The following is a 19,069-nucleotide window of genomic DNA, read 5'->3' on the forward strand; positions in this document are numbered from 1 at the left end:
GGCAAGAATTGCGAAATTCAATCCGCGGCGGGGCTCCAGCGATCCTTCAGGAAGGTGCGGGAGGCGAGGAAATAGAACGCGGCGGCAATAACGAGGAAGACAACCGTGGCGACCATCGACTGGCGCAGGCCCTCGGCATAGGCCGAGCAGAGCGCCGGTCCCATTTCGCCGATTTCGGCCATCCGACCGGCGCAGAGGCCCGGATTGAAGGTCGCGAAGGCTTCCTCCAGCCCGTTCTTCCTGATGATGCCGCCCATGAAGGCGCTGCTCATCATGCCGGTGAACATCGGGCCGAGGCCGTTCCCGATCAGGCTGACGATCAGCAGCAGCACCGAAACCGTCGTGGCGCGCGAGCGCGGGCTGACGATGGCGGTCGACACGGTGTATTGCGCGCCGAGATAGGCGTAGTGCGCGATGGCGGCGATGACCCACATCCAGAACGCCATCGTCAGGGAAGGCGTCAGGAAGGCGGCAATATAGGCCGGAATGGCAATCAGCAGGCCCACACCGGGCAGCCAGGCAACGATCGCTGGAAAGCGCGGCGTGAATTTTTCTGACAGGAAACCGCCCAGAAAAGTGCCGAAGGCCGCGACCGCGGCCAGGGGCGCGCCATAACGGATCGCCGCTTCCGAAACGCTGACGCCATGTACGCGCATCAGGAACGGCGCCTGAAAGCTGATCAGCCCATAGCCGACAAAGGCGACGAACGCGGCGCCGAGAGAGAGTGACCAGAAGGTCGGCTTTGCGCCAAACTCCCGGAAGGCTTCGAAGAAGCCGGCTTTTTCAAGCGGTGTCTTTCCCTTCGGATCTGAATAGCCACGGGGCGGTTCGCGCGTCGTCAGCCAGAGTATCAGGGCGACGAGGATGCCCGGCGCGCCCACGATCACGAAGACCAGGCGCCAGCCTTCCACCTCTTCCCAATTGATGCCCGAAAACAGCCAGCCCAGGCCAATCGAGGACAGGAAGTTGCCAAAGTCGGCGCCCTGCAAGCCTGCCAGCGCGCCGCCGAACAGCTGCGCCATGACGCCGCCCACCGTAACACCCATGGAGTAGATGCCGATGGCGTTCGCCCGGCTCTTGGGCGGGTAATAATCGGTGATGATCGAGTTGGCGGGCGGGGTGCAGCCTGCCTCGCCAATCGCCACGCCAACCCGGAACAGCAACAGCCAGATAAAGCTGGCCGCCAGGCCGCAGAACACCGTCATGATCGACCAGATGATGACGCACAGAGAGATGATGAAGACGCGGTTGCCCCGGTCCGCCCACATGGCGATCGGAATGCCCATGAGTGCGTAGAACAGCGCAAAGGGTGGGCCGGTCAGCAGACCCCATTGCGCATCGCTCAGTGAAAACGTGTTGATGATCGGCTGGGCGACAACCGTAATGACGGTGCGGTCGATAAAGTTCAGCGTGTAAATCAGCGTCAGGGCAAGCAGGACATAGGAGCGGTACGGCTTGGAGCCGAAACCGGTAATGTGCCCGTTGCCAGTTTCAGCCGCGTCTGCGGTTGCCGTCATGTCAGCTCGCCTCCCAGGAAAACGCGCTTCTGTCGGCGCTGTATCATGTCTCGACGGTAACGGTCCCGCCGCCGCCTGCAAGTCTTATCGTCAGGGAAGGGCGCAGAGCGGCGGTTTGTTTCGCTTGGGCGGCGAGTTGAATTTTTCGTGAGGCCAGCCTATTTCTCCAGCTGGCAGAAAATTATACCCGTAAGCATAAGGCGCCTTTGTCATGAACAATATCCGGAAAATGACCGCCCTCGGATCAGTTTACCAGATGAGTTCAAACCATGCCTGCTGCCATTACCCTCTCCTCGCTGACATTTGCCCTGCCTGACGGCCGGGTTCTTTTTTCAGACCTTAACTTCAGTTTCAATCAGGAACGTATCGGCCTCATCGGGCGGAACGGCATCGGCAAGTCTAGCCTGCTGGCGTTGATCGCCGGCGCGCAGCGGCCCACGTCCGGAGCCATCCGGGTGAGCGGCACGCTCGGAACCCTGCACCAGTCGTTCGCGCCGGAGCCGGGCGAAACCCTCGCCAGCCTGTTCGGCGTGGGCGCCGCGCTTGAGCGGCTGGCCCGCATAGAGGCAGGGGCGGGAACCGAAACTGATTTTGATGACGCGGACTGGACCCTGGAGGCGCGCCTGGCTGAAGCGTTGGCGCGGGCGGGGCTGGCGGATGTTTCCCTCAGCACATCGCTGGCCACGCTATCGGGCGGGCAGCGCACGCGGGCGAGCCTTGCAGCGCTGATCTTTGCCGAGCCGGATTTCCTGCTGCTGGATGAACCCACCAACAATCTCGACCGGGAGGGGCGCGCCGCGGTCGCGCGGCTCCTGTCTACCTGGCGCGGCGGGGCGGTGGTTGTCAGCCACGACCGGGAACTGCTGGAAAACATGGACGCGATTGTCGAGCTGACGTCATTGGGCGCGGCACGCTATGGCGGGGGCTGGAGCAGCTATGAGGCGCAAAAAGCGCTCGAGCTGGCGGCGGCCGAGCAGGATCTGGCGCAGGCCCAGCGCCGCGTTGAGGAGGCCGGCGAGAAGGCGCAGGCCGCCTCAGAGCGCAAGGCAAGGCGCGACGGCGCCGGCAGCCGGCAGGCGGCAAAGGGCGGCGCGCCGCGCATATTGCTCGGTACACTGAAGGGCCGGGCAGAAGAGTCTTCCGGCGCGCTGAACCGCCTGGCCGAAAAGCAGAAGGCCGAGGCCGAAGAGGCCGCCGCAACCGCCCGAACCAAGCTCGAAGTGCTTCAGCCCTTCATTGTCAGGATACCGCCATCCCGCCTTCCGGCAGGCAAGGCCGTGCTGACCGCCGCGCAGCTTTGCGCAGGATATGACCCCGAAGCGCCGCTCCTGCGCGACCTGTCTTTTGAGCTGCGCGGGCCAGAGCGTGTGGCGATCGTAGGCCCCAACGGCTCTGGCAAATCCACGCTGCTGGCAACGCTCACCGGGGCGTTGCCGCCGCTGGCGGGAGAGGCGCAGATTCAGGTTCCCAGTGTGATGCTCGACCAAGAGGTCAGCATCCTGGAGGGCGCACACACAATCCTGGAAAACTTCCAGAGACTCAATCCGGAGGCGGATGAAAATGCGTGCCGTGCCGCGTTGGCGCGCTTCCGATTCCGGGCGGACGCTGCGTTACAGGTTGTGTCCACGCTCAGCGGCGGGGAGCGTCTGCGTGCGGGGCTCGCCTGCGTTTTGGGTGGGGGCACACCGCCTCAACTGCTCATTCTGGACGAGCCGACCAACCACCTGGACATTGCATCACTGGAAACGGTAGAGGCTGGCCTCAATGCCTATGATGGCGCCCTGTTGATTGTCAGCCACGACGAAGCGTTCCTGGGGCGCATCGGCATCACACGCCGGATCAGCCTCAGATAAGGCCCGAGGTGCGAAAGCTGACAACGCCGGAGGTGCCGACCACCAGATGATCGTGTACGGTAATGTCAAATGGCCCAGGCACATCAATGATCTCGCGTGTGATCTCGATGTCGGCGCGAGAGGGCTTGGGGTCTCCCGAGGGGTGGTTGTGGACGAGGATCAGGCTGGACGCCTGTAGCTCCAGCGCGCGCCGGGCAATCTCGCGCGGATAGACCGGCGCATGATCCACCGTGCCTCGCCCCATGATCTCGTCTGTGATCAACTGGTTCTTTCGGTCCAGGAACATGACGCGGAACTGCTCGCGCTTCTCATGCTGGAGTTCGCGGCGCACATAGGCCACCAGCGCGCTCCACGAAGAGATGACTTCCTTGGATTTGATCTCCTCGCGGCCAGCGCGGGAGTGAAGCTCAGCGATGGCTTTGAGATAGGCGGCAACCGTCTCGCCCACGCCCGGTACTTTCACAAGCTCCTCACCGGGCGCCGCGAGGATGGCCGAGAGGCTTCCAAACTTCGCCTGCAGCGCCTTGGCAATCGGCTTCACATTGGAATGAACGCCATCAGCAGCACTTCCAGGATCTCGTAATCATCGAGTGCCCCCGCGCCAGGCTTCAGGAGTTTGCTGCGCAGCCGGTCCGATGCCCCTGCCAGCGGGGCGCCTCCGAAGCCGCAGGCAACGTAAACTGATAGCCGGCTTCCTGGGCGCCGTGAGCGGATGTTTTTCCCGAACTCATGAGATCAGGTCATCCCGGCGAAAGCCGCGGCCCATGAAGTGATTAGCAGGGAGGTAAACCGGCGCCGAAAGCATGCCGGAACATTCCACGAACATTCGCGTTCGTCAAGCGGTTGCAAAGCAAAGTCTGGGTCCCGGCTTTCGCCGGGAAGACAAGAGCTCAGAGCTTCACCTTGTAAGGCTCATGCCAGCCCTTGGGCGAGGCGGAGAAAATCTCCACGCCCGTCTCGGTCACGCCCACCGAATGCTCGAACTGCGCCGAGAGCTGGCGGTCCCGTGTCACGGCGGTCCAGCCATCTGGCAGGATCGCGGCGTCGCGGCGGCCGAGGTTCAGCATCGGTTCGATGGTGAAGAACATGCCGGGCTTCAGCTCCGGCCCGGTGCCTGCCTTGGCAGAGTGAACCACATTGGGCTCGTCATGGAAGAGGCGCCCGAGCCCGTGCCCGCAGAAATCATCAACCACCGAATAGCGGTTGAGGCGCGCAATCTCGCTGATCGCGCCGCCGATGTCGCCAAATCGTCCGCCCGGCTTCACCGCCGCTATGCCGGCCATCATGGCCTCATAGGTCACTTCCATCAGGCGTTCGGCTTTGCGCTTCACCTCGCCCACGCCATACATCCGGCTATGATCGCCATGCCAGCCGTCGATGATCAGCGTCACATCGATATTGGCGATGTCGCCTTCCTTGAGGGCCTTGCCACCCGGAATGCCGTGGCAGATCACGTGATTCACCGAGATACAGGATGCGTGGCGGTAGCCGCGATAGCCGATGGTGGCGGATACGGCGCCATGATCCTGCACGAACTCGCGGACCAGATTGTCCAGATGCTCGGTTGTGACACCGGGTTTCACTTCCGGCACCAGCATGTCGAGACATTCGGCGACAAGGCGGCCAGCGCGGCGCATGCCTTCGAAGCCTTCGGCGTCGTGAATGCGGATTTCGCCGGTGCGCATGGGCAGGAGGAGGTTTGTGTCGTTCATGTCCCCCAATATGGCAGGGGAAGGGCCGGTTTTCCACACCTAATCAACTGCTGCCTTGCCGAAGATCGCAGGCGCTGCCAGTTAAAGGCGCAGCACGGAAAACAGGAAGGGCAGGGTGATGGCGCAGTTCAGGAAGTTTCTGTTTGGAGCCCTTGGGGTGTCGCTCACAGCGATTGTAAGTGCCTGCGGCAGCGCGCCCGACTCCGCCCGGTCAGAGGCGGCGCCCGCTGCCAATGTGGTTCCGGCGGACGCGCCAGAAGCCGGTTTCAGCGAGGCCGGTGTGCGCGCGCTGGAAGACCGGATGGCGCAATATGTGGCCGATGGCCAGGTGAAGGGCATCGCGACGCGTCTGGTAAAGGATGGGGAGATCGTCTCGGACATACAGGCCGGCATCCGCCGCGAGGCCGATCAGGCGCCGGTCACCGAAGATACGATCTATCGCATCTATTCCATGTCGAAACCCGTCACGGGCGTCGCCCTGCTGATGCTGTGGGAAGAGGGAAAGTTCCAGCTGGATGATCCGGTAACCAAATACATCCCCGAACTTGAAGGGCTTCAGGTGTATAAGGGCATGGACGAGGCGGGCCAACCGATCCTTGCGCCGGTCAGCCGGTCGCCCACCATGCAGGAGCTGATGAGCCATACCGCCGGCTTCGGCTATGGCCTGCGCGGGGGCGACTATGTGAATGACACGTTCCGCGAGCTTCAGGTCTTCGCCGCGCCGGATATGGACGCCTTCATGGAGCGGGTGTCTTCCATTCCGCTGCTGCATGAGCCGGGCACGACCTGGGATTATTCCATCTCGGTCGACATCCAGGGCTATCTTGTGGAGAAGCTGTCCGGCCAGACGCTGGGAGACTTCTTCGCGTCCCGCATCTTTGCGCCGCTGGGCATGGACGACACCGCCTTCTTCGTCCCCGAAGACCAGTATGACCGCTTTGCCGATGTCTATGTCTCCGCGCCCGACGGGGCTGGTTTCGCCCCGGCCGATGCGGCCAGCTTCCTGTTTCGCCGGGAAACCATCGCCTTTGAGGGCGGTGGCCACGGCCTTGTCTCGACCATGGATGACTATGCCCGCTTTGCTGAAATGCTCGCCAATGAAGGTACGCTGGATGGCGTCCAGATCCTGAAGCCGGAAACAGTGCGTCTGATGGCGACAGATCATCTGCCCGAGGGCGTCTTCATCGGCCATGACGGCACATCGGCTGACACGGCCACCGGGGTTGGCTTTGGCCTCAACGTTGCGGTGATACTGGAACCAGCGTCGGGCCGTGCTTACCCCAAGGGTGCCTATATGTGGGGCGGGGCCGCCGGAACGTGGTTCTGGGTAGACCCGGAAAACGATCTATACTTCATCGGCATGGTGCAGCATTTCGGCGGGGCAGGCCCCGGTTTTGATGCCCGCGCCGAGTCTGCCCGTCTCGTCTATGAAGCCCTTGAGGATCCTGAATGACCCAGCCCACCGCCGCCGTCCTGCTGATCGGAGATGAACTCCTCTCAGGGCGCACCCGCGACATCAATCTCCAGCAGATCGCCCAATATCTGGAGCCGATCGGCATTCCCGTGCGCGAGTGCCGGACGGTTTCGGATGTGCAGGAGGAAATCGTCGCGGCGGTGAACGCCCTGCGGGCAAAATACACCTACGTCTTCACCACCGGCGGCATCGGCCCGACGCATGACGACATCACGGCGGATGCGATTGCGGCGGCGTTCAACACCGGTATTTCCGAACATCCCGAGGTGATCGCCGACATGGCCAAACGCTATGAGGCCATGAACACCGAATTCACCCCCGCCCGCCGCCGCATGGCGCGCATCCCGCATGGCGCAAAGATCGTGCAGAACCCCGTTTCGGGCGCGCCGGGCTTCCAGATGGAGAACGTGTTCACGCTGGCGGGCGTGCCCCAGATCGCTCGCGCGATGCTGGAAGACATCGGCCCGCGCCTTGAAGGCGGGGAGCGGGTTCACAAGGTTCAGCTGCGCGGAACCGGTCTGCGCGAAGGCGACATTGCCGAGCGGCTTGGCGCGATTGCCAAGACGTATCCCAGCGTCTCCATCGGCTCCTATCCCTGGTATCTGGGCATGGGCGACAATGGCGTCGCGCTGGTCGCCCGCGCCACCGATACCGGCCTCCTCGCCACCGTGCAGGGCGAGCTTGAAGCGCTGATGCGCAGCCTGGGTGTGGAGCCTGTGCTGGATCCCGCCTGACGCAAAAAAGCGTGGATAAGGGGGTGAAAAAAACTCAAACCATTCCTCCAACCACGCGCTATAAAACTCCAACAAAACTCCTGGGGGGAGACAAACACATGCAGTTCCTGACACGCGCGCCCATCTTGTGGGCGCTCTTTCTGCTGATGATCCTTGCCGGCGCCGCGTTTCAGATATTCGCGCCGCAGGTCGGCGGTGCCTATCTCGATATGGTGGCCGACCCCGGCGAAGTCCGCGCCCTGTTTGAGGGGCTGAGCCCGGAGCAGAAGACCGCCCATTTCTGGGTGACGGTTCTGGTCGACACGCTGTTCCCGCTTAGCTTCGGCCTGCTCTTTGCCGGAATGGCGCTGCGCTTCTTCGGCAGATGGGGGAAGCTCGCCGCGCTGCCGGGCTTTGCGGTCATCATCTTTGATCTCACCGAGAACACGGTGCAGGCCCTCGCGCTCTCGGGAACGGCCGACGCGCTGGACGCCAAGGCCTGGCTGACACCGCTGAAATTCGGCCTGTTCTGGCTCGCCGCCGCCATTGCCCTCATCGCCGCGCTGATCGGCATCTACCGGCTCGCCACCCGCCGCAAGGCGTAGGCAAGCGACGCGGCGTCAGGCTTGGCGGGCTCACGCGCGCGGCTTAACACCACTGCTGAACATTTCCGGAGGAACGCCCCATGTCCGAACCCATTGTCCTGACCGAACGCCACGGCGCCGTCTGCCTGGTTACGCTGAACCGGCCTGACGCCCTCAACGCGCTCAACCGCGCCCTGCGCGCCGAGATCGTGCGCGTGTTCACCGAGCTGAAAGACGACCCCGAAATCCGCGCTGTCGTGCTGACCGGCGCGGGCCGCGCCTTCAGCGCAGGGATCGACCTCAAGGAAGCGGGCCAGACCGGTTTTGCCCTCGGCGCCGACGAGGATTCCAAATCGATCAACATGCTCGCCGCCCTCGAAGCTTATCCCTGGCCCATCATCGGCGCGATCAATGGCTTTGCCATTACCGGCGGCTTTGAGCTGGCGCTGATGTGCGACGTGCTGCTCGCCTCCGAGCATACCCGCTTTGCCGATACTCATGCCCGCGTTGGCATCGTGCCGGGCTGGGGCCTCTCGCAGAAACTCTCCCGCCTCATCGGCATCAGCCGCGCCAAGGAACTCTCCTTCACCGGCAACTTCATCGACGCGGAAACCTCCGAGAAATGGGGCCTCGTCAACCGCGTCTATCCGGCCGCCGATCTCGTGCCGGCCGCGCTGCAGATGGCCACCGAAATGACCTCCACCAATCCTGACCTCCTGCGCAAATACAAGGCGCTGATCGACGATGGCTTCGGCATGAATTTCGCCGCCTCGATGAAGGAAGAGATCAAACGCTCGATCGACCATTCCAAATCGGTTTCGGCTTCGGCTGTGGAAGAAGCCCGCAAGCAGGTGACCGCGCGCGGGCGGGACCAGCAGGGATAAGTCTTGCCCAGAACCCCTCTCTCTTGGGAGAGGAGGCTTTAGGGCCTACCCCGCAAACGCGAACGTATCCATCCTCAGCACGCTGAACGTAACCGATGTGTGCAGCCGCTCCATCTTTGCCCCGGCGCCTGCCGCGCCGAGCGCCACGAAGAGGGGCAGGAAATGCTCCTCGCTCGGATGGTTGCGGGCGGCGTTGGGGGCGAGGCGGCGATAGTTGACCAGATCGTCCACGCGCCCCTCCGCCAGCGCCGTGTTCACCCAGTCCCCGAAGGATTTCACCCAGTCAGGCTCCGCATTTGGCCCGCGCCAGCTGACGCTGCGCAGGTCATGGGTGAGGCTGCCACTGCCCAGGATCAGCACACCCTCTTCGGCCAGCGGGCGCAAGGCCTCGCCCAGCTTCAGATGATGCGCCGGCCCCAGATGCGTTTGCAGCGAGAGCTGGAGCACCGGAATATCCGCCTCCGGCCAGGCGAGCTTCAGCGGCACCCAGGCGCCATGGTCAAGACCGCGGGCCGGGTCCAGCGTGGCGGAAATGCCCGCCCCATCCAGCAGAGCCTTGATGCGCGCGGCTAGCGCCGGGTCGCCCGGCGCGGGGTATTGCTGCTGGTACATCACCTCGGGAAAGCCGCCATAATCATGGATCGTCGGCGGGGCAGGCGACGCGGTGATGCGGGGCGCAATCGTTTCCCAATGCGCAGACGCTACCAGAATGGCCTTCGGGCGCGGCAATGTCTTGCCAAGCTGGGTGAGGAAGTCGCGAGCGGGCACGTCATCAAAAATGAGCGTGGGCGATCCATGGGACACGAAAATGGGCGGGGTCATGCGGGGATGCCTCCTTCAGTATTGCTTCCCCCAAGGTAAGAGCGGTCACCTGCCAATGACAGGCCCGTGCCGGGCTGACAGTTATGCTGAGCTTGCATGAAAGGCCCCGGGTTGCGCTGAGCCGCAGGCCGGGCTTAACAGGGGCGAAGTTTTGAAGAGTTCCCGGGAGAAATTGAATGCGCGACGTTGTGATTGTGGAGCCGGTGCGGACGGCGGTGGGTGGCTTTGGCGGCGCGTTCAAGGGCGTGCACGCGCATGAGCTGGGCGCGGCGGTGGTCGAAGGGCTGATGGCGCGCACGGGCCTGGCGAAAGACAAGGTCGATGATGTGATCTTCGCCCAGTGCTACCCTTCGATGGACGCGCCCGCGCTGGGCCGGGTTGTGGCGCTCGATGCCGGGCTCCCGGTAGAAGTCACCGGCATGCAGATCGACCGGCGCTGCGGCTCTGGCCTTCAGGCGATCATTAACGCCACGATGCAGGTGGCCACCGGCGCGATGGACTGCGTGATCGCCGGCGGCGCCGAGTCGATGAGCAATGCGCCGTTCTATTCCACCAACTGGCGCTGGGGTCTCGGTCAGGGCAACATGACGGTGCATGATGGCCTCGTGAATGGCCGTCTGACAGCGGGTGGCAAGAACTTCCCCGTACCCGGCGGCATGCTGGAGACGGCCGAAAACCTTCGCCGCGATTACCAGATCACCCGCCAGGCGCAGGACGAATTCGCCGCCGCTTCTCATGCCAAGGCGGTTGCCGCGCAGAACTCCGGCGTGTTCGATGAGGAAATCATTCCGTTCACGGTCAAGGGCCGCAAGGGCGATACCGTAGTGACGAAGGACGAACACCCCCGTCCGGACTCAACCCTTGAAGTGCTCTCCAAACTGAAACCCATCCGCCAGAAACAGGACGCTGAAGCCACCGTCACCGCCGGCAATGCCAGCGGCCAGAATGATGGCGGCTCGGCTTGTCTCGTGATGACGCGCGAAATGGCAGAGGCCAATGGCCTCAAGCCGCTCGCCCGGCTGGTCTCCTGGTCGGTGGCCGGGGTTGGCCCGGCGGTGATGGGCATCGGCCCTGTTCCGTCCACGGAAAAGGCGCTGGCGCGCGCGGGCCTGACGCTGAAAGACATTGACCTGATCGAACTCAACGAAGCGTTTGCCGCGCAGGTGCTTGCCTGCACCAAGGCGATGGGCTTCGCCAAGGAAGACTATGCGCGCCTCAATGTGCACGGATCGGGCATTTCACTGGGCCATCCGGTCGGCGCGACCGGCGGGCGTATTCTGGCCACGCTGCTGCGTGAAATGGACCGCCGCGAGGCGCGGTACGGCGTTGAAACCATGTGCATTGGCGGCGGGCAGGGCCTGGCTGCGGTGTTCGAGCGCGTTAACTGACATCTGCTCAGGCTCCGGCGATCCCGGAGCCTGACAGTAAATTAAACTTGCATTCGGCCTGTGGATAGCGCATATGGCTCGCATCGACATTGGCCGGACGATCAGGCGCATGCGCTCACCAAAGTGAGTTGCGGTTTCAGAAACTCTCCAAAATTCGATATGCAAGGGCTGACACATTGTCCGCCCACCAATGACTATGAGACTTATATAAATGACAAATGGTATCGTGAAGTTCTTCAACAGCCAGAAGGGCTTCGGCTTCATTTCGCCCACCAATGGCGGCAATGACGTGTTCGTCCATATCTCGACGCTTGAGCGTTCGGGTATCGCCCACCTGAACGAAGGCCAAAAGGTTTCGTTCGACACTGCTATCGACAAGCGTTCGGGCAAGTCGGCAGTCAGCGCGATCGAACTGGCCTGATCTCTCCTGCGGGCTGGTGCCTGAGGCACGCCCGCACAGATGACCAGAATTTTAGGCGCGCCTTCCTGACGGGGGGCGCGCTTTTCAATTCCGGGGATCAGAAATCCTTGGAGACGCCAATCATGATGTGATGGTTGGTCTCGTCCGGGCCATTCCGTTCGTATTCGAACTGGTTGAGATACCCGAAATCCCAGCTGACCGTTTCGCTGGCGTCCCATTCGATCTTGGCTTCGGTGCGCGCCTCGGTGAAACCATCACTCTGGCCCCAGTCGGTATCGTTCAGCTCGAAATAGAGATCCGTGCTCAGCGACAGCTCGAAAGGTGTGCCTTCCAGCGGGCGCTTGACGCCGAATTCCTGGCGCAGGCGCAGGCCGGTATCGTCCCAGCCTTCACGGCGGCGTTGTTCCAGGCGGGTCCGCCCGTCAAATTCCAGGCTCCAGGCCTCGGTGAAATCATAGCTCACCTGTTGCCAGAGGCGGTGCTCGATCCGGTCTGGCCCCTGTTGGCGCGTGCTGCCCCACAGATAGCCGCCGCTCACCTTGAACCGGTCATTGATCCGGTAACCGATGCCGGGCTTGAACTCGATCGTGTCGAGGTCACCGTCGGGCTGGTAGCGAAGATCGGCATCCAGATCGAGGTCGATGGCCTTGTTGGCGAACGGCTCGACGCTGACGCCGGCCGCGGTCCAGATCTGGTTCTCGGCCGCAGCAGCCGGGACCAGGGCGCAGGCGAGCGCCATGAGGGAGAGAGATATACGTTGCATGCGCGGCGTGTAACCCAACAAATCTGACACAATACTGACAGGAAGCGCGCGGCGTAGGCGGGGGATACCTACACGTCAATCTCAGTTTTATGACATTTATGTTTAGCCGCTTCGGCGCCGTCCCTTCAGAGGCCGAAATACAGCGTCACGATGATGACGCAGGCCACGTTCAGCCAGAAGCCGGACTTCATCATCCGCCCGATGGAGAATTGCCGCATCCCGAACACCACCGCATTCGGCCCCGTCGCAATCGGCAGCATGAAGGCGCAGGACGCGGCCATGGCGCAGGGAATGATCAGGCTGCGTACATCCACACCCGTCGCCGTGGCGAGCGCGCCGAGGATGGGCAGGAATGTCGTCATTGCCGCCACATTCGACATGATTTCGGTCAGGAAGATGATGATGGTGACCACCATGAAGATCAGCACAATCGGCGGCACGGCGGCGAGTTCGGCCAGGGAATTGCCCAGATACCCGGCGAGCCCGGACGCCTGAACGGCAGCGGCCAGCGACAGCCCCCCGCCGAACAGCAGCACCACATCCCAGGGCACTGCCTTGGCGTCGTCCCAGTTGAGCAGCGCCCAGCCACCGGGCTGGTGTTCCGGTTCGCGGCTGCCATGGGGCACGAGGAACATGAGGATCGCGCCCAGGATGGCGATGCCCATATCGGTGAGCCCGGCAAAGAGCGGGATCTGGACCAGCTGTTCGCGCGTGATCCAGGCGAGCGCGATGACGCCGAACACGATGGCGACGCGGCTTTCCGGAATGGTCATCCGCCCCAGCGCGTTGCGCTGGCCGCGTATCGTGGCTTCGGCGGCCTTGGCGGCTGCGGCGTCAGACTTCAGCCCCCAGGTCAGGATCAGCCACGCCATCGGCAGCATGATCAGCACGACCGGCAGGCCAAAGCTCATCCATTCGCGGAAGCTGATCTCGATGTCGGTATTCTCGCGCAGCCAGCCCATGGCGATGAGGTTGGTGGGCGTGCCGACGGGGGTGGCGAGGCCGCCGATGGAGGCTGAGTAGGCAATGCCCAGCAGCAGGGCGCTGGCAAGGCGGGGCCCGCCGCCGGCGGCAACCGCCACCGAGAGGGCAATCGGCGCCATCATCAGGCTGGTGGCAGTGTTGGAGATCCACATCGAGAGCAGGGCGGTGGCGAGCATGAACCCGCCCGCGAGCAGCTTCAGGCGCGCCCCGGAGAGCAGCAGCACATTCAGCGCAATACGCCGGTGGAGGTGCCATTTCTCGATGCCGATGGCCATGATGAACCCGCCCAGCAGCAGCAGCACGACCGAGTCGGCATACGGCGCGGCGATGGCGCCGAGACTGGCAACGCCCGTCAGGGGCAGGAGGCCAAGGGGGAGAAGAGAGGTTGCCGCAATGGGGATCGCTTCGGTCGCCCACCAGACGGCCATCAGGACCAGGACTGCCGCGACCAGCATACCGCCGCGCTCAAGACCCTCAGGTGCCGGAAGGACTGCGATCAGGATGGCCAGCGCCGGGCCGATGACGAGACCGAGTCTGGCAGCCAAACCGGGTCGCGACACGGCAGTCTGCCGGTCTCCATTGGACATATCTTATACCCCGCAATTTTCTCTCCGGGGACGCTAACGATTTTTCGCGGGAGGGCAATTGGTGCCGGCGGCCGGAATCGAACCGGCACGGCCGTTGGGCCTAGGGATTTTAAGTCCCCTGTGTCTACCGTTTCACCACGCCGGCACCCTGGCAGAGCCTCAGCACTTACGAAGCTTCTGGGAAATTGTCACCCCGTGACTCTCCGGCGCCAAACCTCTACCCAGCCAACACCCGGCAACGACCCAGCGGAGCAGATAGTTGAGCCACCCCCGAAGCCTCGGCCGCCTCCTGACCAACCTCACTCACTGGTTCGGTCCTGCCATGGCGCGTCCACGCACGCTGGAAGCCCTGCGCGCGGGGCTTGGCGCCGGGCTTGCGCTCGCCCTCTCCGGCCTCCTGCTGCTCGCCGTGCCGGATACCTCTGCCAGTCACGGCGTATCGGGCTTCCTGCTGATCGCCCCGCTTGGCGCGTCTGCATTCCTTCTGTTTGCCGTACCCAATTCGCCGCTCGCCCAGCCCTGGTCGGCGCTGGCGGGCAACACGGTCTCCGCCCTCGTTGCGGTCAGCGCCGTGCTCAGCGGGCTGCCGGAAATTCCCGCCATCGGCGTGGCCATCGGCGGCTCCGTCCTGGCGATGGCGCTGCTGCGGGCGATGCATCCGCCCGGCGCGGCAGTTGCCCTGGCCACCGTACTCGGCGCGCCAATGGTGCATGATCTCGGCTACCGCTTCGTGCTGACGCCGGTGCTGCTCGATACGGCCCTGCTTGTCGCTCTGGCCATTGCCTGGAACCGCCTCACGGGCCGGAAGTATCCCTTCCGCCAGCCCAGCGATTCAAACCCCCACGGCACGCGGGACCGGCCCGCCAACCAGCGCCTCGGCCTGCCTGCCGAAGCGCTGGCCGATATTCTCCAGCGCTATCGGCTCTCCGCCAATATCGGCACCGAAGATTTCGGCCGTCTCCTGGCAGAGGCCGAGGCGGAAGCCGCCCGCCTGCGCTTTGACGGGCTCACCTGCGCCGACATCATGTCCCGCGATCTCGCCACCGTCCGGCCGGATACGGCCCTCAGCGAGGTGGCAGACCTGTTCCGCCGCCACCGCTTCAAAACCCTCCCGGTCACCGGCCCGGAAGGAGAGCTTCTTGGCATCATCACCCAGAACGACCTGATCCAGCGCGCCCAGGGCGAGGCGCTCGCGCATCACGCCCCGTTCGGCGCCGCGCTTGCCCAGCTTCTTGCGCGCCGCCGCGATACGCCGGCGCTGGCCCGCGATATTATGAGCCCGCCAGGCGAAACGGTCTTGCCAGAGCAGGGCATCGGTATCCTTGTCCGCCTCCTCGCCGATGGCGGCAAACAGGCTGCTCCCGTCCTCGACAACGGCAAGCTCACCGGCATCGTCACCCGCTCGGACCTCCTGGAAGCCCTCGCGCGAATTCCGCTCTGGTCTCCGGCCTGATTGGTGGAAATGCAAAACGCCCGCGCTCAAGCCTTTAGGAGGGCTGAGCGCGGGCGCTGGATCGCTGCCACCGGCGGGGGGTGCGCCGGTCAGGGGGAGATCAGGCAGCGACCGTGGAGAAGGTCTGGGCGACTTTGGCAATCTGGCCCTTCGCGCCGGTGATGGCGGCGGCGCGGGCCTCGGGGCCAAAGCCGATCTTTTCGGCGTGGATGAAGGTGACGTCCGTGATGCCGACAAAGCCGAGCAGGTGGCGCAGGTAAGGCTCCTGGAAGTCAGCGGCGGCGGCAGGGCCTTCCGAATAGAGACCGCCGCGCGAGGTGAGCACGACGACCTTCTTGCCTTTCAGCAGACCTTCGGGGCCGGCCTCGGAGTATTTGAAGGTTTCACCGGCGCGCAGCACGAAGTCGAACCAGGACCGCAGGCTGGTAGGGACGGAGAAGTTGTACATCGGCGCGGCGATGATGACGGTGCCGGCAGCTTTCAGCTCGGCGATCAGCTCATCAGACAGCGCGCGGGCAGCGAGCTCCTCAGACGTGGACGGGGTGCCGCGCACGCCGGCAAGGTTTGCCGTGGTGAGGTGGGGGACAGGATTGGCGCCAAGGTCGCGGCGCACAACATCTGTGCCGGGCGCAGCTGTGAGGATCTGGTTTACCGCTTCGTCGATCAGGATGCGGGAAACAGATTCGCCGGTATTGGCGCTGGAATTGAGAACGAGAAGATTGGACATAGGATGCCTCCATGGCGTGGTGTTCAACGCCGGAGATCTGGGGTGGCCGGGGGCGTTATTGATCCGGGGATCCGGCAATAACATTTATGCAAAGATGCAATGAAAGCGCCGCCATGGCGGGCAGTTATGCAGGGCCTGAGGGCTCAGCGCTTCAGGCTGGCCAGCAATTGCGGGGTGAGCGCCTTGTTGAAGCGGGAGATGTTGGCGACCGATTCATGGGAGAAGATCGCGCCGGAATACCAGGACTGGCTCTGCCCCTGCATCGCCTGCATCCGGCCGATCAGGCCGTTTTCGAGGGCCTTGAGATTGAGGTGGGGGAAATAGCGCCAGTTCTTGACGTTCACCACGTTGACCAGCCGGGCGCCGAGATCGGCGAGATCGCGTTCCAGAAAGATGCGCAGTTCCGGCACGGTATAGTCGCCGGGGATCTGGCCGGTGACATAGAGGTGGCCGCCAAAGTCCGGGCTGTGCCCCTCATAGCGCGCCGAGATCAGCTGGCCGGGATAGGAGCCCGGCAGGAACGCCTTGGAGAAGGAGCGGATGTCTTCTTCGGTAAACCAGTTCTCCACCACGATCAGCGAGGTGGCATAGCCTTTCCATGTGACGGCATCGGCAACAGCGCGTTCATCCGTTGTCGGATCAGTGACGAGGCGTGACCAGTCATCCATCGGAATGGTGCAGGCCACCGCCTTTGCAGACAGGTGCTGACCATCCTCGAAATGCAGAAGCGTTTCTTTCGGCGCGCGTTCGATCTTCGTGATCTGATGAGAGAGGCGGATATCGAAATCTTCCGCCAGAACTTCCCAGAAATTCGACCACCCCTGAGACGGCATGATCAGCTTGCCGGTGGCGCCGCTGATGATGGCGTGATGGTCCACCCAAAGCATCGCCTGATAGATCGACACTTCATGCAGGTATCCATAGCCCAGCGCCGTGACCGCGCGGTACATCATCCGCATGATCTTCGGCAGCTTGTTCTCGCTCAGCCAGGCCTCGGCCGACATGGCGGCTTCGGCGAGGGCGCGCGGATCATCCGGGTTCTTCTTCAGACGGCCGAGCAGGGCCTGGCGCTTTGCCAGATACGTCATCACCTGCTGGGGCAGGGACGGGCCGGGCGCGGCGTTGACATAGTCGCGCATGCCGGCGCCATCGACCGTGGTGCGCCGGAGCATACGGAAGGGTTTGCGCTGGCGGCGCATCCATTTCAGCACGTCCTTGTAGGCGCCGGTTGCATAGCACGTTCCCATCTCGGCGATCAGGTCGCCAAGGTCCATGCTGTCTGATTTTCCGCCGATGCGCGCGGCCTGTTCGATCAGGGTGACCTGTGAATAGCCTGTGAGCTTGAGATACTGGGTGAGCGTCAGGCCCGCCGGGCCAGCGCCGACAATTGCCAGGGAAGTCCGGTTTGTCGGGCTCATAGAGAGTTATTCTTTGGTTAACGCGACCGTGAAGGTCACACGGTTCGGTAAAAACCCATCTTCATCATGTCCTGTTAGTAACGGTCGCATGAAGATGTCGATAGGCCTGTCAGACGTTGTACTTTTCCCGATCGTTGGGGTCGGGAGATTCAAGCGCCGTGAGACGCCTGACATCCCTGCCTATATGCACCATCGTCTGGTGTCACTACTTACGGTGATGGGCTTCATCAACCTCGTCAATTCTGCCGCAGTTGTGTTCACTCTGTTTGGCACCACCAATACTGCGCTGCTGTTTGGATGGATGATCCCGATCTGGGTTTTTGCGATCTCGCAGATCGCCTGGAGCCGCAGCCGCTGGGACCGTTCGCCCACCCGTCCGGTCCGGGGACGCTTCCTGCGCAAGGCAGAAGTTGCCACCGGCGTTGTCGGCGCCTGGTGGGGTCTGTGCGTGATGCTCGCGCCGGTGGGCGATGTCGGCCTCAAGGTTTCGATGTTTGCCATCGTGTTCGGCATGTGCGCCGGTGTGGTGGCGGTTGTCTCGCCGGTTGCCAACGTGGCGGCCCGCTTCCTGCTGGGCGCGGCGACCACGGCGACGATCGGATTTTTCCTCGCGCCGGTGGGCTTGCCCGCCACCATCGTCATGCTGGGCCTGGTGCTGACGCTTGCCTCGGCGTTTGCCAGCCTCAACGCTTATCGCAACCTGCTGATGGAGATGGAAGCCAAACGCCTGGCCGCTCAGAACCATGAACAGCTGCTCGATGCTGTGACCGCTATTCCCGAAGCCTTCGCTATTTATGACGCGGCCGGGAATGTCATCATCCAGAACGCCGTTCACCAGCGCTGGTTCCCCAAGGGGATGGAGAAGACAGATTTCCGTCCCGGTACGGAGATGCAGAAAGTTGCCGATGTTGGCGGCGTGATGCGCTCCTGTGTGCCGACGAGTTCGGGTGGGCGGGTTATTATCCATACGGACGTTTCCAAGATGGAAGAGCTGCGTCAGGAAGCTGACGAGTCCCGCCGCGACGCCGAAGAAGCGCGCCTGGCTGTGGAGCGTTTCGTCGGCTCGGTGACGCGCGAACTGCGCCTGCCGCTGCGCACCCTGCGCACGATTGCCTCGCGCTTTGAAACGCGCAGCCAGATCCCGTTCGACGATAATGAAGTGCGCCTCTCCAGCGACAAGATGGTCAGCTTTGCCGACCAGGCGCTCAGCCTCGTGGACGAAGTGCTCTCGATCACGCAGGGCGGCGACAGCATTGTCGACGGCGCCGATGTATCGTTGAAATCGACGCTGGCGCAGGTCATCACCCAGAAGCATTCGGCCATCACGACGCTTGGCGTCGACATTGATGAGCCCAGCGGCCAGGACGCGATGATCGACAGTGCCAAGGCGGCGCGTGTTCTCTCGCGCGTGTTCTCGGCGGTGCTGCTTGAGCTTGGCCAGGTGTGCCGGGGCGGCGGGTCCCTGCGTGTGCGCTGCGGTGTGCGCGGTGAACAGGGCTGGGTCTCGGTCGAGGCGGCAAAGCTCGCCAATGGCAAGATGCAGTCGGAGCTGACTGAGGACTATCTCGCCGAAAGCTCAGAGAACCGGCTTGTGTGGCGCGCGCTGATGCAGACCATCGGTGGACAGATCGAAATGCGCGAAGCGCGCAACGGGTCCATCGTCTACATCCTGAAGTTCAACACCAACGCCACGTCGACCAAGTTGGGCGATGCCGAGGCGCTGGCGCGCCCGCATTCGGGACGCGCCGCTTAAGCTGCCTTCAGCCTTC

Annotated in this window: 17 protein-coding genes and 1 tRNA gene; 9 read left to right on the forward strand and 9 right to left on the reverse strand. The window is 63.3% G+C overall.

The features are described 5' to 3' along the window. Positions 1 to 17: 17 nt before the first annotated feature. Complete coding sequence (locus HNE_RS04725; RefSeq protein ID WP_011645976.1) at positions 18 to 1,517, reverse strand: spinster family MFS transporter; 1,500 nt, start codon at positions 1,515 to 1,517, stop codon at positions 18 to 20. Between the two features lie 269 nt (positions 1,518 to 1,786). Between HNE_RS04725 and HNE_RS04730 the strand changes: the two genes are divergently transcribed. Then, positions 1,787 to 3,370, forward strand: a complete 1,584-nt coding sequence (locus HNE_RS04730; protein ID WP_011645977.1) for an ABC-F family ATP-binding cassette domain-containing protein — start codon at positions 1,787 to 1,789, stop codon at positions 3,368 to 3,370. Here HNE_RS04730 and radC read toward each other — a convergent pair. Further along, the gene (gene radC / locus HNE_RS04735; protein WP_233351999.1) at positions 3,363 to 3,911 is read right to left on the reverse strand and encodes a RadC family protein; all 549 of its coding nucleotides are present in this window, start codon (positions 3,909 to 3,911) and stop codon (positions 3,363 to 3,365) included. The two genes, HNE_RS04730 and radC, sit on opposite strands and share 8 nt — an antisense overlap. A gap of 349 nt (positions 3,912 to 4,260) precedes the next feature. Next, on the reverse strand, positions 4,261 to 5,082 hold the full coding sequence (map, locus tag HNE_RS04740; protein WP_011645979.1) for a type I methionyl aminopeptidase: 822 nt from the start codon (positions 5,080 to 5,082) through the stop codon (positions 4,261 to 4,263). Positions 5,083 to 5,200: 118 nt separating this feature from the next. Here map and HNE_RS04745 point away from each other — a divergent pair, with 118 nt between their 5' ends. The 4 genes from HNE_RS04745 (at position 5,201) to HNE_RS04760 (ending at position 8,737) form a co-directional block, all read left to right on the forward strand. Then, entirely contained in the window at positions 5,201 to 6,535 is a 1,335-nt protein-coding gene (locus tag HNE_RS04745; RefSeq protein ID WP_011645980.1) for a serine hydrolase domain-containing protein, read from the forward strand. Beyond that, positions 6,532 to 7,290, forward strand: a complete 759-nt coding sequence (locus HNE_RS04750) for a competence/damage-inducible protein A (protein ID WP_011645981.1) — start codon at positions 6,532 to 6,534, stop codon at positions 7,288 to 7,290. Before HNE_RS04745 ends, HNE_RS04750 begins: the two co-directional genes overlap by 4 nt. Positions 7,291 to 7,388: 98 nt before the next feature. Next, complete coding sequence (locus HNE_RS04755) at positions 7,389 to 7,874, forward strand: hypothetical protein (protein WP_011645982.1); 486 nt, start codon at positions 7,389 to 7,391, stop codon at positions 7,872 to 7,874. An 80-nt stretch (positions 7,875 to 7,954) separates the two neighbouring features. Beyond that, entirely contained in the window at positions 7,955 to 8,737 is a 783-nt protein-coding gene (locus HNE_RS04760) for an enoyl-CoA hydratase (RefSeq protein ID WP_011645983.1), read from the forward strand. A gap of 45 nt (positions 8,738 to 8,782) precedes the next feature. Here HNE_RS04760 and HNE_RS04765 read toward each other — a convergent pair whose 3' ends face one another. Further along, entirely contained in the window at positions 8,783 to 9,559 is a 777-nt protein-coding gene (locus HNE_RS04765; protein ID WP_011645984.1) for a DODA-type extradiol aromatic ring-opening family dioxygenase, read from the reverse strand. A gap of 176 nt (positions 9,560 to 9,735) precedes the next feature. On the opposite strand from HNE_RS04765, the gene HNE_RS04770 reads away from it, so the two are divergent. Next, on the forward strand, positions 9,736 to 10,947 hold the full coding sequence (locus HNE_RS04770; RefSeq protein ID WP_011645985.1) for an acetyl-CoA C-acetyltransferase: 1,212 nt from the start codon (positions 9,736 to 9,738) through the stop codon (positions 10,945 to 10,947). A gap of 211 nt (positions 10,948 to 11,158) precedes the next feature. Beyond that, positions 11,159 to 11,368: a cold-shock protein gene (locus HNE_RS04775; protein WP_011645986.1), complete on the forward strand. Its 210-nt coding sequence runs from the start codon at positions 11,159 to 11,161 to the stop codon at positions 11,366 to 11,368. A 97-nt stretch (positions 11,369 to 11,465) separates the two neighbouring features. Here HNE_RS04775 and HNE_RS17810 read toward each other — a convergent pair whose 3' ends face one another. The 3 genes from HNE_RS17810 to HNE_RS04790 form a co-directional block, all read right to left on the reverse strand. Further along, on the reverse strand, positions 11,466 to 12,131 hold the full coding sequence (locus tag HNE_RS17810; RefSeq protein WP_083759016.1) for a DUF2490 domain-containing protein: 666 nt from the start codon (positions 12,129 to 12,131) through the stop codon (positions 11,466 to 11,468). 125 nt (positions 12,132 to 12,256) lie between these two features. After that, positions 12,257 to 13,660 (reverse strand): SLC13 family permease, encoded by a 1,404-nt coding sequence (locus HNE_RS04785; protein ID WP_233352000.1) that lies wholly within the window; start codon positions 13,658 to 13,660, stop codon positions 12,257 to 12,259. Between the two features lie 101 nt (positions 13,661 to 13,761). Next, a tRNA-Leu gene (locus HNE_RS04790) sits at positions 13,762 to 13,847 on the reverse strand. Between the two features lie 114 nt (positions 13,848 to 13,961). Here HNE_RS04790 and HNE_RS04795 point away from each other — a divergent pair. After that, a complete protein-coding gene (locus HNE_RS04795; RefSeq protein ID WP_011645989.1) occupies positions 13,962 to 15,155 on the forward strand; it encodes an HPP family protein in 1,194 nt (397 codons plus the stop codon). Positions 15,156 to 15,255: 100 nt separating this feature from the next. On the opposite strand, the gene HNE_RS04800 is transcribed toward HNE_RS04795, so the two are convergent. Together HNE_RS04800 and HNE_RS04805 are read right to left on the reverse strand one after the other, a co-directional pair. Beyond that, on the reverse strand, positions 15,256 to 15,882 hold the full coding sequence (locus HNE_RS04800; protein ID WP_011645990.1) for an FMN-dependent NADH-azoreductase: 627 nt from the start codon (positions 15,880 to 15,882) through the stop codon (positions 15,256 to 15,258). A gap of 143 nt (positions 15,883 to 16,025) precedes the next feature. Then, positions 16,026 to 17,300, reverse strand: a complete 1,275-nt coding sequence (locus HNE_RS04805; protein WP_011645991.1) for an FAD-dependent oxidoreductase — start codon at positions 17,298 to 17,300, stop codon at positions 16,026 to 16,028. Between the two features lie 184 nt (positions 17,301 to 17,484). On the opposite strand from HNE_RS04805, the gene HNE_RS04810 reads away from it, so the two are divergent. Continuing rightward, positions 17,485 to 19,053 carry a HAMP domain-containing histidine kinase gene (locus HNE_RS04810; protein ID WP_148205808.1) on the forward strand — a complete coding sequence of 523 codons (1,569 nt, stop codon included), beginning with the start codon at positions 17,485 to 17,487 and terminating at the stop codon, positions 19,051 to 19,053. The last annotated feature ends 16 nt before the right edge of the window (positions 19,054 to 19,069 follow it).

This window comes from Hyphomonas neptunium ATCC 15444 (genome assembly GCF_000013025.1).
In the GTDB taxonomy this organism is placed as follows: Bacteria; Pseudomonadota; Alphaproteobacteria; order Caulobacterales; family Hyphomonadaceae; genus Hyphomonas; species Hyphomonas neptunia.

Coding starts and splice junctions, on each gene's coding strand:
- HNE_RS04725 (WP_011645976.1), bottom strand. CDS start 1,517: ATGACGGCAACCGCAGACGCGGCTGAAACTGGCAACGGGCACATTACC.
- HNE_RS04730 (WP_011645977.1), top strand. CDS start 1,787: ATGCCTGCTGCCATTACCCTCTCCTCGCTGACATTTGCCCTGCCTGAC.
- map (WP_011645979.1), bottom strand. CDS start 5,082: ATGAACGACACAAACCTCCTCCTGCCCATGCGCACCGGCGAAATCCGC.
- HNE_RS04745 (WP_011645980.1), top strand. CDS start 5,201: ATGGCGCAGTTCAGGAAGTTTCTGTTTGGAGCCCTTGGGGTGTCGCTC.
- HNE_RS04750 (WP_011645981.1), top strand. CDS start 6,532: ATGACCCAGCCCACCGCCGCCGTCCTGCTGATCGGAGATGAACTCCTC.
- HNE_RS04755 (WP_011645982.1), top strand. CDS start 7,389: ATGCAGTTCCTGACACGCGCGCCCATCTTGTGGGCGCTCTTTCTGCTG.
- HNE_RS04760 (WP_011645983.1), top strand. CDS start 7,955: ATGTCCGAACCCATTGTCCTGACCGAACGCCACGGCGCCGTCTGCCTG.
- HNE_RS04765 (WP_011645984.1), bottom strand. CDS start 9,559: ATGACCCCGCCCATTTTCGTGTCCCATGGATCGCCCACGCTCATTTTT.
- HNE_RS04770 (WP_011645985.1), top strand. CDS start 9,736: ATGCGCGACGTTGTGATTGTGGAGCCGGTGCGGACGGCGGTGGGTGGC.
- HNE_RS04775 (WP_011645986.1), top strand. CDS start 11,159: ATGACAAATGGTATCGTGAAGTTCTTCAACAGCCAGAAGGGCTTCGGC.
- HNE_RS17810 (WP_083759016.1), bottom strand. CDS start 12,131: ATGCAACGTATATCTCTCTCCCTCATGGCGCTCGCCTGCGCCCTGGTC.
- HNE_RS04800 (WP_011645990.1), bottom strand. CDS start 15,882: ATGTCCAATCTTCTCGTTCTCAATTCCAGCGCCAATACCGGCGAATCT.
- HNE_RS04805 (WP_011645991.1), bottom strand. CDS start 17,300: ATGAGCCCGACAAACCGGACTTCCCTGGCAATTGTCGGCGCTGGCCCG.
- HNE_RS04810 (WP_148205808.1), top strand. CDS start 17,485: ATGCACCATCGTCTGGTGTCACTACTTACGGTGATGGGCTTCATCAAC.